Origin of the sequence: Enterococcus mundtii (genome assembly GCF_002947535.1) — a bacterium.
GTDB lineage: Bacteria > Bacillota > Bacilli > Lactobacillales > Enterococcaceae > Enterococcus_B > Enterococcus_B mundtii_B.
This window is the reverse complement of the sequence record NZ_PUAP01000041.1, coordinates 1-16513: the sequence shown is the minus strand read 5'-3', so window position 1 is coordinate 16513 and position 16513 is coordinate 1. Positions and strand designations below refer to the sequence as shown.

The 16513-nt window shown below is 39.8% G+C and carries 10 protein-coding genes; all 10 read right to left on the bottom strand.

All coding sequences use genetic code 11. From position 1 onward, the window contains the following. Window positions 1-119: 119 nt before the first annotated feature. Window positions 120-3725: an LPXTG cell wall anchor domain-containing protein gene (locus CUS89_RS12935; RefSeq protein ID WP_104872421.1), complete on the bottom strand. Its 3606-nt coding sequence runs from the start codon at window positions 3723-3725 to the stop codon at window positions 120-122. Window positions 3726-3731: 6 nt separating this feature from the next. After that, the gene (locus CUS89_RS12930) at window positions 3732-5255 is read right to left on the bottom strand and encodes a hypothetical protein (RefSeq protein WP_104872420.1); all 1524 of its coding nucleotides are present in this window, start codon (window positions 5253-5255) and stop codon (window positions 3732-3734) included. Between the two features lie 503 nt (window positions 5256-5758). Further along, a complete protein-coding gene (gene typA / locus CUS89_RS12925) occupies window positions 5759-7588 on the bottom strand; it encodes a translational GTPase TypA (protein WP_065096760.1) in 1830 nt (609 codons plus the stop codon). Window positions 7589-7936: 348 nt separating this feature from the next. Next, the gene (locus CUS89_RS12920) at window positions 7937-8704 is read right to left on the bottom strand and encodes an inositol monophosphatase family protein (RefSeq protein ID WP_104872514.1); all 768 of its coding nucleotides are present in this window, start codon (window positions 8702-8704) and stop codon (window positions 7937-7939) included. 4 nt (window positions 8705-8708) lie between these two features. Next, window positions 8709-8984, bottom strand: a complete 276-nt coding sequence (locus CUS89_RS12915; protein ID WP_104872419.1) for a UPF0223 family protein — start codon at window positions 8982-8984, stop codon at window positions 8709-8711. Window positions 8985-9152: 168 nt separating this feature from the next. Then, window positions 9153-10559 carry a dihydrolipoyl dehydrogenase gene (lpdA, locus tag CUS89_RS12910; protein ID WP_010735668.1) on the bottom strand — a complete coding sequence of 469 codons (1407 nt, stop codon included), beginning with the start codon at window positions 10557-10559 and terminating at the stop codon, window positions 9153-9155. A gap of 7 nt (window positions 10560-10566) precedes the next feature. Further along, on the bottom strand, window positions 10567-12222 hold the full coding sequence (locus CUS89_RS12905; protein WP_104872418.1) for a dihydrolipoyllysine-residue acetyltransferase: 1656 nt from the start codon (window positions 12220-12222) through the stop codon (window positions 10567-10569). A gap of 24 nt (window positions 12223-12246) precedes the next feature. Beyond that, complete coding sequence (locus tag CUS89_RS12900; protein WP_010735670.1) at window positions 12247-13224, bottom strand: alpha-ketoacid dehydrogenase subunit beta; 978 nt, start codon at window positions 13222-13224, stop codon at window positions 12247-12249. A 2-nt stretch (window positions 13225-13226) separates the two neighbouring features. Continuing rightward, window positions 13227-14336 (bottom strand): pyruvate dehydrogenase (acetyl-transferring) E1 component subunit alpha, encoded by a 1110-nt coding sequence (pdhA, locus tag CUS89_RS12895; protein WP_010735671.1) that lies wholly within the window; start codon window positions 14334-14336, stop codon window positions 13227-13229. 527 nt (window positions 14337-14863) lie between these two features. Beyond that, window positions 14864-16291, bottom strand: a complete 1428-nt coding sequence (locus tag CUS89_RS12885; RefSeq protein WP_104872416.1) for an aminotransferase-like domain-containing protein — start codon at window positions 16289-16291, stop codon at window positions 14864-14866. Window positions 16292-16513 lie beyond the last annotated feature (222 nt).

The following is a 16513-nucleotide window of genomic DNA, read 5'->3' as shown; positions in this document are numbered from 1 at the left end:
TTACACATGACTTCTTTAGTGACCATAAAAAAACAGTCGAAAGAATGCCAAAGTATATATCACTTTCGCTCTTTCGACTGCATCGTTGTCATTTTAACTGTTGAATACTGTCTATCAAACTAGTTTTTAGCTGTTTTTCTCTTCCATAAAACAAAGCCGACCGCTAGTAACAAGCATACACCAATATATGGCAGTACCCGGTTGATCGTTTGATTTGTTTGTGGCAAGTTACTTCCATTGCCATCTGCACCAGAAGCCTCTCCTAAACCTGTTTCTGCAGAAATCCCTTCTGCATCTGGGTCGTTTGATGTGTCAGTACCTTCTGCTCCTTCTCCTGCAGTAGCATCCTCCTCTCCTGGTGTTGTTTCTTGACCAGGTTCAACGATTTCATATGAAGATTCTGTACGAGTAGATAAACTTCCGTAACTCCGATCCACTTTGACATCGAGGGAAACAAAGCGACTTCCCATAGTTTCTGTATCGATTTCAGATGTCCCATCTAAAGAAACAGTATAGACGTTTTTAGGTATTACACGTCCATTCACTTTAACTTCTTTTACTAACGATTTCAGGTCAACTCTTTCTGTCCCTTGTGCAAAAGAAGGCTGAGCAGGTTCAACGGTCAACTCACCTGTAGGCTCAAAACCATAATCTGTTACCTTATAATAAGCGTAATTACTGCCATAGGTGTAGTTTCGTTCGTTCTCTTCTGCCATCAATAAATTGTTACTAGTATCTACATGATAAACCTTTACGATATCCCCTGTGGTCACCGCCAGCGATTTACCAGTGTTAAAGCGTGAAATCGCTTGTTCGATCGTTTGTGTGCCACGAACTTCGTATTGGTATTTGCTTTGCTTGCGTTCATTGAGGATCTCGATCCCGTAATATACTTCGGTGTCATCGTATTCATTCACTCTATTTTTTAAAACTGTTTGATCGGTTCCTTGGACAGATTGGATCTCGATTTGTTTGCTGTTTTTAAGTAGTCCAAACGATCCCACCGTTTCACCTTTACGATTTTTCAAGTGGATCGTGCTACCCCATTTCACTTCATAAGGCACTTCGATGTCGGTCGAAGAAACACCATCTGCGGTTGATACTTTTACCGTTACTGTTTTTTCTCCTGTCGTATGTGTATCAAACGCTCCCGTTTGTTCTACTTTATAAAGCTCTGTGTTCAAACTCTGTCCGTTGAATGCAACATTCTCAACCAACGTTGTCACGTCTACTTCACTGGTATCTTCACCTAAGACGAGTTCTTGACTAGCAACATCTGCGTGGATCATCGTAATTGGCTCAAACTCTCCATTCTTGACTTCGTAATAAGCGTAATTCAACCCAGCTGTATAGTTTTTGACGATATTATCCCACATCAGTAAGTTCTGATTATCTGTTTCTGCATGGTAGACACGGAAAATGTCTCCTTCTTCCACAGGTAGTGATTCTCCATTATTGAACCCTTCGATTGCTTGACGAACCGTTTGATTACCTGCCACTTCATAAGTATATTTGATGTTATCGGGAAATAAACTATTTGCTTTATTTTTAGGATCTGCTAAGATGTCGATTCGATAATAGGCATTCCGACCATAGGCAGAGTTGACTGGCGCATTAAGTTCTGTTTCATCTTCGCCTTTCGTGGCATAGATAGCCAACTCATCATTTTGATCAAGCAGGCTAAAAGAGCCGACGATCCCTCTTTTCCCTTCTTTCTCTTCGCCTTTCAGAACAAATGTACTTCCCCATTTGACTTGATAAGGAAGTTCAAGTTGTACACTAGATAAACCATCGTTCATTTTCACACGCATAGCGACGTTTTTATTTCCTACCGTTGTCGTATCGATTTCTGAACGTCTTTCGATCGTGTATTCCTCTGGATCGACTGTTTTGCCGTTGATCGTCACACGATCAATTAATTCAGCATCAGCTACAGTAGTCACATCTTGTGCGAGATAAAAGGCTTTATTAGCTGTATGGACTTCCATGACTGGCATTGCTTCAAAGCCATATGTCGTTACTTTGTAATACGCATAATCTGAACCATAAGTGAAGTCTTCTTCTAGTTCATCGACCATCAGTACCGAGCTACCAGGAGATTTTTGCGGGTGATAAATTTTGATCACATCATCTAACTGGACAGTGACAGCTTGAGTACCATTAGTTCCAAAACTGTTGATGACGTCTTGTAGCGTGACACGACCTGGGACTTCTTGACTATACTGGACTCTTTCGCCACGTAAGACTTCAATTGAATAATAGAGGTCTTGATCGTTTCCTAAGCGCTCATCTAATGGCGAGTCAAAGCCATGATGGATTTTCAATTGTCTGGTCGTGTTAGTAGTTTGCAGTGAGAAAACCCCTGCTGAACCGCCAGTACTTGATTTCATCACGATCGTTCTGCCCCATTTCACTTCATAAGGCACTGTGATGACTTTTGATACTACCCCATCTTTCGTGTCAAATTGGATAGCAAGTTCTTTTTGACCGACTGTGGTTGTATCGAAGTTTCCTAATTGTTTCACTGTATATAGATCCGGTGTTAGCTCGGTACCGTTGATCGTTACCTGATTGATCAGTTGCGTTCCATCAATTCCCGCGGCATCATCACCTAAGCTAAATTCTTGTGGTTTAGTATCCGTAGAAATCGCAAGGATCGGTTCTAATCCATGCTCGGTGACTTCGTAATAGGCATTATTTGAGCCCATCGTAAAGTCTTTTGCCAATTCATCTTGCATCAATAAACTATTACCTGTTGGTTCAGCATGATACACTTTGATGACATCGCCTTGTTTGACGTCTAATGGTTTCCCTTGATTGAACCCTTCGATCCCTTCTCTGATCGATTGATTTCCTAGCACGTTATATTGGTACTTAGTAGTAATATTTTCGATCACTTCAATACCATAGTAAATGTCTCGGCCAAAATGATTATTGACCGGTTGACTCAAGTCCGTTCCACTTACACCTTGACTAGCATGTAATGCCCATTGATCGTTTTCTTTCAGTAGACTAAATGCGCCAACTGTTGCATCATCCAAGCCTTTCAATACGAATGTGCTGCCCCATTTGACTTGATAATCGACTTCGAATTCCTCTGCTGAAAGACCATCATTCATTGTCACTTTCAATTTCATTTTTCTAGTTCCGATGGTACTAGTATCAAAGTCGATCAATGATTCTACTTCGTATAAGCTACTATCAACTACCCGACCATTGATCGTCACATTTTTTATTAAGGAAGCTGGATCAATCGTCTTTGTGCTCTCTCCTAAAACAAAACTCTTTTGTGAAGCTTCTGCTTCTAGTAAGGGGAATGGATCAAATCCATAAGGAGTAATCTTATAGTAGGCGTACGCCGTATCATATGTATAATCCTGTTCCTTTTCATCAATCATTAAGACTGAACTATTCGGGGTTCGTTCTGGATGATAGATTTTAATGACATCATCGTAACGGACATCGATCGTTCCAGTAGAATCTCCAAATTTATCTAAGATTTGTTGCCAAGTTGCTCGATTTGTTACTTCTTGGCTATAAACAACTGTTTCACCTCGTAAAACTTCAAACGAATAATACAATGAAAATGGGGAATTTTGAGGACCAACTGGTGTATTTATTTGAGTCGGTAATCCCATACCAAATACAATTTTTGCCGTTTCTTTTCCTGAGTTATCCGTTCTTAGAGAAAAGGATCCTGCTGATCCACCACTGATTGATTTCATCAAAATCTAATGGTCCCAAAGAACATTGAGTGTTACCTCACCAGTTCCTTTTATCATTACACCACTATTTGGATGCTTGGTTTGAACTGTTAATTTGAGCGTTTGAGCGCCACCTAAACGATAATCCGCTTCAATACTTTCTTCTGGAATAAATTCAAGATCTCTTAATTCAACTGGTTCACCATGCATGGTGACTGAATCAATGTAATCTCTGAAATTTGTTGCAAATGTTGGATAAGTATAACCGAGTCTTCGATCCTCAATTGGTTTTAAATTAACCTTTAAGCCTTCATGTGGCTTCACATCCATCTGGATCGAAGCAGTTGCTTCACGTCCATCAGAGGTCGTTACCTTTGCTCGCCACATTTGTACTCCTGGTGAATCAGTGTTCACATCATCGAGCCATTTTAGCGTATAGGTACTATAATGATTGGTCACTTCAAAGTATTTAGTCACATCTGGCAATTTATCATATTGATAAATGTCAAATGGCCCTGGTTTCCCTTTGATTTCTACAGCTAAAGGTTCCACAGTGATTGGGACTATCGCTTCTATTTCTCTACCCGACTCGTCTTTTACCAAGATCTTCGTATCTTGCTTCCCTACTTTCGTTGTATCAGGAGCTGTTTTCCAACTATACTCAACTTTTCCACGTGTATTTTTTACATCTAGATAAGTTTCTGGATTAGGGATCGATTGAGTATTTTGCATGAGTTTATGTGTGCCTTCTTTTGCAGTTGCTTCAATTTTACCGATTTCCTCTTCAGCAGTCGGTAACCGTACTTCTAACTTAGCTGCCATAAGAAATGATCTAAAGCTATCTATGTTAGAGGTAGGACTATATACAAAACCTACTCTTGGAAATGCAAATACTTCATTCCCACTAATGGAACCATATTTTAGACGAGTAAATTTTACGTTTAAATCGATTTTGGAATAAGACTGCATTGTAGAGTAAAAACGCATTCGCCAATTCCCACTATCGGAATCTACCTGAGTCCAATAGACATCAGAAAGTCCTGCACCAACTGGAGACATAACAATCCCTTTATTTTCTGGAAATATACCGTCCGAAAATTTTAAAACTTCAAAGCTATCGTCTTTCTCATGCTGCAAGTTGGAAATATTAAACGTTACTTTCGATAGATCTGATTGTACTCGAGCCATCTGCTCCTGACCAATTTTTAGTAAAGTGGAATCAGTAGTTGGTTTAAAGTAATCTCCATCGTTCCCTTGAGCACTGTTGAGATTGTCACTTGGATTATTGTTCTTGGTACTCGTCTTTTTATTTTTCTCAATTGATTGTTCAAGACTTTCTTTTTTTTCTGACTCATTAGTAGCTAAACTTTTTTTGTTTGTTGTTTTGCTCTCTTCTTGACTTGATTCTGCTGTGGCCTGTTTTTTTTCCACAAGTGATGCCTTGTCAGTCTTTGACTCTAAATGCGAGACCGCTTGAACAATAGCACCATTCATATTCCCTAACATTAAACCAACGATCATCAAGCCGTTCAGAATTTTTGTCTTTTTCATTTTTCTAAGATTTACCTCCATTTATTCTACAAATGTTCGGAGAAGTCTTAGAAAATATTCAGTTGAATAAGCAATCATTCTCATCTTTAGTCTTCTATACTCCTCCTTTTTTAATGATCATTCAAAAGCAAGTATTCATTTTGTTATAAAGTCATTTGCTTTTCCTTTTTTACATTTTTTTCATCCCCCATCATCGATACTATTTTGTTAGAACTTTCCCTCTTCAACTCTAAACCTAAATACACTTTTTGATAACGCCATTTTTTTTATGTTAATTGGTATAAATTGAAAGAATAGTGTTATTTACTTTTATCTATCAAGAAATGTTACACTTTTGTGATTGCTTTTGAATGTACAAAAAAAACATCATATAGAAGAATAGCAATCCACAAACTACTTTTAACTAATTTTTTATTGGATAACTATGTTTGGATGATGATTGATCATAGATAACAAAAAAAACCGAACCCCAGAGATTTTTCTCTAAGATTCGGTCAAAATAATTATTTTTTCTTTTTAGATGCTTTTTCACGTGCATTTTTTTCTAAGATTTGTTTTCTTAGACGGATGTTTTCTGGTGTTACTTCACAGTATTCATCGTCGTTCAAGAATTCTAATGATTCTTCAAGTGTTAATTGTTTTGGTTTTTTGATGACTGATGTTTGGTCTTTGTTAGCAGAACGAACGTTGGTCATTTGTTTTGCTTTTGTGATATTGACTGTCAAGTCATTCTCACGGCTGTTTTCACCGATGATCATACCTTCGTATACTTCTGTTCCTGGTTCCACAAACACCGTACCACGTTCTTCGATACTCATGATTGAATACGTTGTTGCTTTACCTGTATCGATGGATACTAACGCACCTTGGTGACGTCCGCCGATTTGGCCAGGAAGCATTGGCAAATATTGATCAAATGTATGGTTCATGATTCCGTAACCACGAGTCATAGATAAGAATTCTGTTGAGTAACCGATCAATCCACGAGCAGGTGTCAAGAATGTCAAACGAATTTGACCATTTCCTGTATGGACCATGTCTTGCATTTCACCTTTACGTTGGCTCAATGATTCGATGACACTACCCATGTATTCTTCTGGTGTGTCGATTTGAACACGTTCAAATGGTTCACATTTCACGCCGTCAATTTCTCTTTCGATGACTTCTGGACGTGATACTTGTAATTCATAACCTTCACGACGCATGTTCTCGATCAAGATCGATAAATGAAGTTCACCACGACCTGAAACTGTCCAAGCATCTGGTGAATTCGTTGGTTCAACACGAAGCGATACGTCTGTTTGTAATTCTGCCATCAAACGTTCTTCGATTTTACGTGATGTCACGTATTTACCTTCGCGTCCAGCAAATGGAGAGTTATTGACTAAGAAAGTCATTTGTAATGTTGGTTCGTCGATATGCAAGATCGGTAATGCTTCTTGATGATCGACTGGTGTAACTGTTTCCCCAACGAAGATATCTTCCATTCCTGAGACAGCGATCAAATCGCCAGCTTTTGCTTCTTGGATCTCTAAACGTTGCAAGCCAAAGAAACCAAATAATTTTGTCACACGGAATTTCTTCACTGTGCCATCAAGTTTGATCAGTGATACTTGGTCACCAACTTTGATTTTCCCTCTGAAGACACGGCCGATACCGATACGTCCAACATAATCATTGTAATCAAGTAATGATACTTGGAATTGTAAAGGTTCATCGCTATTGTCAACTGGTGCAGGGATAGCTTCGACAATCGTATCAAAGATCGGTGCCATTGTTGGTTCTTGGTCCGCTGGATCGTCGGATAAGCTTGATGTTCCGTTCAAAGCAGATGCGTAGATCACTGGGAAATCCAATTGATCATCGTCTGCGCCTAATTCGATAAATAATTCTAAGACTTCATCTACCACGAACTCTGGACGAGCAGATGGTTTGTCGATTTTGTTTACAACAACGATCGGTGTGATATGTTGTTCTAAAGCCTTTTTCAATACGAAACGTGTTTGAGGCATTGTTCCTTCATAGGCATCTACAACTAAAACCACGCCGTCTACCATTTTCATGATACGTTCTACTTCACCACCGAAGTCCGCGTGTCCAGGTGTATCCATGATATTGACGCGAATCCCTTTATAATCAACAGCTGTATTTTTCGCTAAGATTGTGATTCCACGTTCTTGTTCAAGTGCGTTTGAGTCCATCGCACGTTCTTGTAATTGAGTGTGGGCGTCTAATGTGTCAGATTGTTTTAATAGTTCATCAACTAATGTTGTTTTTCCGTGGTCGACGTGGGCGATGATCGCTACGTTACGGATGTCATTTCTTTTATTCAATTTAAGTAACTCCTTTTTTATCGATTCTTTATCACAGGGCAATTTTACTCGACTGTTTATTATACCAAACTTTTTTCATGAAATATAGTGAAATGTTTTCATTTTTTCGAGAAAATTAATAATTCGCCCTTTTTCTAATCAAAACAGCCCGAAAAAACCGAATTTATGTAAAAAAACAGCCATTACAAAAAATTTTCCATTAGCATATTCTATAAATGAATGCTCCGATACTATACTCGCTCAAAAAAATAAGCGAAGGACTACATTGCGAAAAAAAACAATCTTATCATCCTCCACTTATTTTATAAGAGCTTTTTTGATGGATGTATCTCAAAGCTAGAAAATTAATCAATCCAATTGAAGCATGTCAAGTATGGTCGCATAGGCTGTTGGCGTTGCGGCTAAATAATATTCTCTGCCACTGAAAGTCAACGGCGCACCGGAAAACCCACTATATCGCATACCGAACTCTTCCAACAAGACATTACCAGCTGCATAATCCCAAGGGCTTAGATTGGAGATATAACCTATGTGGTTTCCTTTTAACATTGCAATCAACTCTAAGCCTGCACAGCCACACATCCGAACGCCGATACTTTGTTCACCGATGGCATGGATATTGAATCGATCATGACCGAAGAGATAGCTATTGATTGCTACTAATCCTTTCTCTAAAGGAAGATCTTGGGGTTGAGGTAGTTTTACATCGTTTTTGTAAACACCAATCGTTTTACCACCCCAGTATAATTCCTCACGCATGACATCATAGATGAATCCTAGCTGCCCCACTCCATCTTCGTAATAAGCAAGCATGATACAAAAGTTTTCTCCTTGAACCACGAAGTTCAACGTACCGTCAATGGGATCAATGATAAAGACTTGACCACTCAAATCAGATAATTCATTGTATCCTTCTTCTTCTGCCAAGATTTTTGCTTGCGGATAGACGGAATGGATTTTGTTGATCAAAAAAGCTTGGATTTCCCGATCCATGTTCGTCACTAGGTCTTTACGATTCGATTTTTCTGTGACCATTAGCTGATCATTTTGCGCATGGACGATCTTTTCTTTTGCTGCTACTAACCAGGTCACGATTTCCTTAATCATTTTTTCCATTGTCTCACCCATTCATTTTCAGCATTTTGTTCGTGTTCTTCTTTGCCTCTTGGACAGTACGGTATAGGGAATAGCCTGAAGCTTTTTCAAATTCGCGTCCTAAGCGTTTTTCTTCTCCGATCGATTTGATCACTGTTTTGAATTGTTGATAGGTTTTTAAAAATTCTTGATTATTGATCCCTTGCTCATTCGCTTTTTCGAGAGCTTCCCACATGTTCATCACGATGACCATTTCTTCAGTGGTCCAGTCCAAGTCTAATGGATATTGATACTCATTCATAGATACTATCTCCTATTCTATTCATCTCTTTCAGTTTATCATAGAAAGAAGGCATCTTCCAAGTGGTTTTACTCTATTTTAGTTTACATAATAATTTTATAGTCGATATACAGAATATAAAAAAACGCAACCCTCTCTTCTCAGAGAAAGTTGCATTTAGTTGAATGATTAAATATGGATCGGTAAACCTAAAGCTAATTCGGCTGCGTCCATTGTGATCTCACCTAAAGATGGATGTGGATGGATCGTCAACGCGATATCTTCAGCGTTCATACCTGACTCAATTGCCAAAGCAAGTTCAGAAACCATATCACTTGCTCCAACTCCGCCGATTTGTGCCCCAATGATGACATTGTCTTCATTGGTTGTTACTAAGCGGATAAATCCTTCTGTTTTACCTAATGATAATGCACGACCGTTCCCAGAGAATGGGAATTTATAAGCTGTCGCTTCTAGTCCTGCTTCTTTTGCTTCTTTGATCGTCATTCCTACTGATGCTAATTCAGGATCAGTAAAGGCAACAGCTGGCATCGCTTTGTAGTCAACTGCTACTTTTTTACCAGAGATTGCTTCTGCTGCAATTTTTGCTTCGTAGCTTGCTTTATGTGCTAAAGCAGCTCCTGGAACGATATCGCCGATTGCAAAGATGTTAGGTACGTTTGTACGTCCTTGATTGTCAACTGGGATCAAGCCACGTTCACCGATTTCAACACCAGCTTGTTCTAAGCCCATGTCTTCAGTATTTGGACGACGACCAACTGTGACCATCACGTAGTCAGCTGTTACTGATTCTTCTTTTCCGTCTACCGCATATTTTACAGTTACGCTATCGCCATTGTCGATTGATTCTTTAGCCATTGCATTTGTAATAACTGTTACGCCTTTTTTCTTGAAATCATCTTCCACTAATTTCACCAAGTCTTTTTCGTACGTAGGTAAAATTTGTGGTGAACCTTCAAGGATCGTTACTTCAGAACCTAAGTTTGCGTAAGCAGCTCCAAGTTCAGCACCGATTACCCCGCCGCCGATGATGACGAATTTCTTAGGAACTTCTGTCAGGCTTAATCCACCTGTAGAATCTAAGACACGACCACCAAATTTAAAGCCAGGGATTTCAATTGGACGAGAACCTGTCGCAACGATAGCATGGTTGAATGAATAAGTTTGAGCAGAATCGGGATGGATCACGCGTAATGTGTGATCGTCCACGAAGAATGCTTCGCCTTCAATCGTTTCAACTTTGTGTTTTTTCAACAAGTAGCCGACACCTGAAGTCAATGTTTTTACTACTTTGTTGTCTTTCCACTCTTGTGTTTTTGTAAAATCAAGTGAGACATTTTCACTTGTTACACCAAACATGGATGAATCAAGTGATTCTTGATAATGATGACCTGCTGCGATCAACGCTTTAGAAGGAATACAACCAACGTTCAAACAAACGCCGCCGATATATTCTCTTTCGATGATCGCTACTTTTTGGCCCATTTCAGCAGCGCGGATGGCAGCGACATAGCCGCCAGGTCCCGCACCGATTACAACTGTATCTAATTCAACAGCAAAATCTCCAACTACCATTTGTTTCTCATCCTTCCATCATTAATAGCTCTGGATCAGCTAATAAACGTTTGATGTTATTCATTGCTTGTTGTGCTGTCGCACCATCGACGATTCGGTGATCGAAACTCAATGATAATTTCATCACACGGCCCACAACGATTTCACCTTCAGCATTGACGATTGGTTGTTGTGCAATTGTACCTACACCTAGGATCGCTACTTCAGGGTAGTTGATTACTGGTGTGAACCAACCGCCACCAACTGAACCAATGTTACTGATCGTGATTGTTCCATTACGCATATCGTCTGCCGCTAGTTTACCATCATGTGCAAGTTTTGCTTTCTCGTTGATTTCGTCTGCGATCGCAAACATTCCTTTACGGTCAGCATCTTTCACGTTTGGCACATACAAACCATGATCTGTATCTGTTGCGATACCGATATTGTAATAGTTTTTATAAACGATTTCTTGTTTTGCATCATCGATTGACGCATTCAAGATTGGGAATTTTTTGACTGTTGCAGTCAACGCTTTGACAACGTAAGGCAAGAACGTTAATTTCGTGCCGTTAGCAGCTGCCACTTCTTTGAATTTCTTACGGTTATCCCAAAGATTTGTTACTTCTACTTCATCATGTAAAGTGACATGAGGTGCTGTTTGTTTGCTGTTGACCATTGCTTTGGCAATTGCTTTACGTGTTGGTGTCAATGCCACACGTTCTTCTAGATCGCCTAAGTTCGATTTGAATGCTTTTGCTGGAGCAGCTTTTGTTTCAGCTGGTTTTTCAGCAGATGCTTCTTTAGGTGCAGCTGATTCAGCAGGTTTGCTTGCAGCTACTGGAGCGCCTCCACCTGACAAGAAGTTTTCGATATCTTCTTTTGTCACACGTCCGCCTTTTCCAGTTGCAGAAACTTGGCTGATATCCACGTCTTTTTCGCGAGCGAATTGACGAACAGATGGCATTGCTAATACGCGTTTATCTGGGTTTGCCGCTTCAGGAATACTTGAAGAACCTGAAGTTTCCACTTTTGTATCAGTTGTTGCAGCTGCCGCTGGTTTACTTGCAGGTGCACTATTGTGTCCTGGTGCGTCGATCTCAACCAATACGTCACCAACATTTGCAACTGTACCTTCAGAAACAACGATTGTTTTCACTGTTCCTGTTACTGGAGATGGAATTTCTTCCACTGATTTGTCATTTTGTACTTCTAATAATGTATCGTCTTCATTGATCGTGTCGCCGGCTTTAACAAACCATTTTACGATCTCACCTTCTGCGATACCTTCACCGATATCAGGTAATTTGAATTGGAATACGCCACCGTCAGAAGCTTCTGCTGATGCAGATGAACTTTCCGTTGTTGGTTCAGCAGCTGGTGCTTCAGGTGTTTGCTCAGTAGCTGCTACACCTTCGCTTCCGCTTTCTTCGTTTCCTTCATGTCCTGGTGCATCGATCTCGACCAATACATCACCAACATTTGCGACTGTACCTTCTGGAACAACGATACTTTTCACTGTTCCTGTTACTGGAGATGGAATTTCTTCCACTGATTTGTCATTTTGTACTTCTAATAATGTATCGTCTTCATTGATCGTATCGCCTGGTTGAACGAACCATTTAACGATTTCACCTTCTGCGATACCTTCACCGATATCAGGTAATTTAAATTGGTAAGCCATGGGTTTTTAACGTCCTTTCTTTCCTTAAAATTCTGCGATTTCTTTTACTTTTGCTTCGATGTCAGAAGCATTTGGCAACCAGATGTTTTCTGCTTGACCGAATGGGAAAACAGTATCTGGTGCAGAAACGCGTCCGATTGGTGCTTCTAATGAAAGAATTGCACGTTCAGAGATTTCAGAGATCACTTGAGTGCTTACGCCTGCTTGACGTTGTGCTTCTTGAACAACAACGACACGACCTGTTTTTTCAACAGATTTGATGATTGTTTCAACATCTAATGGAGCAACTGTTCGTAGGTCAACGATCTCAACAGAGATACCTTCTTTTTCAAGATTATCTGCTGCTTTGATGGCTTCACGTACCATTGCACCGTAAGTGATGATCGATACATCTGTTCCTTCACGAGTCACTGCGGCTTTGTCTAAAGGCACTTCATAAGCTTCATCTGGCACTTCCTCACGGAATGAACGATAAAGTTTCATATGCTCCAAGAAGACAACAGGGTCGTTACTTCTAATAGAAGCAATCAACAATCCTTTTGCATCATATGGATTTGATGGAATCACTACACGGATACCAGGAGATTGAGCAATCAATCCTTCTAGGTTATCTGAGTGTAATTCAGGTGTATGCACACCACCACCAAATGGTGAACGGATCGTTACTGGAATATTTCTTGTGCCACCCATACGGTATCTCGTACGAGCCATTTGTGCTACAACTTCATCCATTGCTTCGAAGATAAAACCAAAGAATTGGATTTCAGGAACTGGACGGAAGCCTTCAAGAGCTAAACCGAAACCTAATCCGGCAATACCTGATTCTGCTAAAGGAGTGTCAAATACGCGGTCTTCACCGAATTTTTCTTGCAATCCTTCTGTTGCACGGAATACGCCTCCGTTTTTGCCGACATCTTCACCAAAAACGAGTACGTTTTCGTCGTTTTCAAGTTCAAGTGCTAAGGCATCTGTGATTGCTTGAATCATTGTTTTTTGTGCCATGGTTATTTCGACTCCTTCGCTTCATAGATTGCAATTTGTTCTTTAATTGTTTGTGGTGTTTCTTCAAACATATTTTTCAAGAAATCTGAAACTTTTTGTTTTGGAACTTTGTCTGCTTCAGCAATCGCTGCTTTGATTTCTTCTTTTGTTTGTTCGATGACTGCTTCTTCTTTTTCTTCGCTCCATAAGCCTTTTTCAGTTAGGTATTTACGGAAACGGATCAATGGATCTTTTAATTGCCATTCATCGTCAACGTCTTTTTCACGGTAACGTGTTGGGTCATCACCAGATAGTGTATGTGGACCGTAACGGTAAGTCAGTGTTTCGATCAATACAGGTCCGTTACCAGAAACTGCCCAGTCACGTGCCATTTTTGAAACAGTATAAACGGCTAATGGGTCCATACCATCCACTTGGATACCAGGGATACCAGCTGCTACTGCTTTTTGTGCTAATGTTTTCGCTGCTGTTTGTTTTTCACGAGGTGTTGAAATCGCAAATCCATTATTTTGGATGTAGAAGACAGCGTTCGCATGATAAGCTCCAGCAAAGTTGATTGCTTCATAGAAGTCACCTTGAGAAGAACCGCCATCACCTGTATAAGTGAAAACAACGTTTTTCTTATTACGTTTTTTAAGTCCTAATGCAACACCTGCTGCTTGGACGTATTGTGCACCAATGATGATTTGTGGTGGTAGAGCTTTCAATTCTTCTGGGTAGAAGTTTCCAGCTGCATGTCCACGAGACCATAGAAATGCTTGAGATAAAGGTAAGCCGTGTTTGATCAATTGTGGAACATCACGGTAACCTGGTAATAGTACATCTTCTTTATCAAAAGCGAATGCACTAGCTAATTGACTTGCTTCTTGTCCAGCTGTAGGAGCAAAAAATCCAAGACGTCCTTGACGGTTCAATGCTGTTGAACGTTGATCCAATACACGAGACCAAACCATGCTAGTCATCAATTCTACTAACTCTTCATCTGTTAAATCTGGAACAAGATCAGGATTTACTACTTTCCCATCTTGATCAAGTGCTTGGTATACCGGAAAATCTGAATTGACTTCTTCAAGCAATGCTTGGAAGTCGATAGGTGTTTTCTTGTTTGCCATTTATCACACATTCCTCTCTCATCTATAAGAAACTCTCTTCATTCCGCGGTTGAAACAGCGACGATATCTGTATCACTATTTCTCCGGCTTCACTAATAAATTATCACGTATTCCTCCGAAATACAAGCTTTTAGCACAAATTTCCACCATTTAAAAAAATTATAACAATCCCTATGCCTGTTGATATAGTGAAGTTAATCACAAGGCAGTAAGCGGTTTACATTTCTCTAAAAAAAACACAGAGATGTTTCTCCCCATTTATAACAATTGTTTCTTTTCTGTATTCCAGTTGTTACAACCTTTTCCCAGTCACTGTATTAATTTTTTTATAAATAGTGAGTCTTTACACAAACCACTTATCTTAATTTTATCCTTAATAAGGGCTTTTTTACAAACAATAAGCCTGTGCAATCGCATATTTCTTTTGATTGATAGGCCTATTACAGAAATTTCTCTAAAAAATAAAAAAGAAAAGAAAAAATAACAAAAGTTACTCTTTCTTTTCTTTTTATGGTTACTCTTTCGCATTATTTTTCTTCCAGCCATGTACGTAATTTGTCCATTTGTGCAACGAAACGTGGCAATTCTTCAGACCGCAAACGGCTATAGTTGATTCTTAAACCAATATCTTCCCCAAAGAGATAGCCTGGAGCTACCCCTAATCCCTCTCGCAATAGTCTTTCTGCTAACAGCTTCGTGAACTTTTCACCGTCCCAAGTCAACCATGCGTAGTATCCCCCTGTAAGAGGGGTTAAATGAAAGAAGTCTTGCGAATCGACCCAATCTTGTAGGAGCTGACTATTCTTTTCTAGTCGTTGACGCAGATTTGTCATATTTTGTTCGAAAGAAGAATCAAAAACAGCAGTTGCGGCCATTTGTGTAAAGATACTCAAAGAGACATCCATCATTTTTTGTGCCTCAGACAATCGTTGGATCAAAATCGCTGGACCGACGATCCAACCAATTTTAGTCGTTTCCCCTAACAAGCGCGATAACGAGCCGACATATAGCACATTTTCCGAATCAATTACATGGATCGGGGGGATAGCCTCTTGTTTCTCTGGAGAAAAAGCTAAATCTGCAAACACATCATCTTCTATGATCGGCAATTGGTATTTGCGACATAGCGCGACTAAACGTTGGCGGCGTTCAGCAGCCATTACAGTACCTGTCGGATTTTGAAAATTTGGATTAACTAAGACCGCTTTGATCTTATGCTTATGAATGGCTTCTTCCAGTTCCACTAGATCGATCCCTTGGTCATCTAGCGGGATACCGAACAAGCGGGTGCCTAGCGCTTTAAACAAGGGCAAACGGTAGAAAAAGGTTGGAGACTCCACGGCGATCGCATCTCCTACCGACAAAATGGTTTGTAAAATCAGAAAAATCGCTTGTTGTCCCCCACCAGTGATTAGCAATTGACTTTTTTTAAACGAAAATCCGTTATTTTTGATCAAACGTTCTCTGATCTGCTCCATCAGCGGCTGATACCCAAACACGGAAACGGCTTGTTCTTCTTTTAATATACCTTCTAATGTATAATTGGGCATCTTCACATTAGGTAACACGTCAAGCGGCATTTCACTTGAATATAAATCTAAAAAATCGGATCTCCGACTTGCTTCCTTGACTTTTTCTCCATAGCTATCAACTATTTTATCGTATCTTGCAGAGATCAATTGACGCCAATCGATCCGCGGCTCTGAAAAATCACCCCAAGTCACCGAAGAAATAAATCGACCGCTACCTTGACGACTTTCTAATATCCCTAATCCACGCAATTCATCTAACGCATGAACAACAGTCGTACGATTCACACCAAAAAAATCAGCAAACATTCTTTCCGAAGGTAATTTGTCTCCTGGTTGTAATTGACCATTTTCGATTTTTTCCAATATTTGGTCCATGATCTGTTGGTAAGCAGAACCTTTGTGTTTAGTTATTCTCGTCCACATGTGCATTCTCCAATTATTTACTTTCTACTATTGTAGCTTAGTTTCAAAAGAAAGAAAAATGTAAAAAAAAAGGGAGTGGAACATTCGTTCACCTCACCCACCTATAACCGAATAAACGGCGGGAACAAAAGTAACCTCTTCGGAAATAAGGCGCCATCCACAAAAATTTGAAAAACAATTTTCGTGGATGGCGCCTTATTTCTCGAGGCTGAACACTTCTGT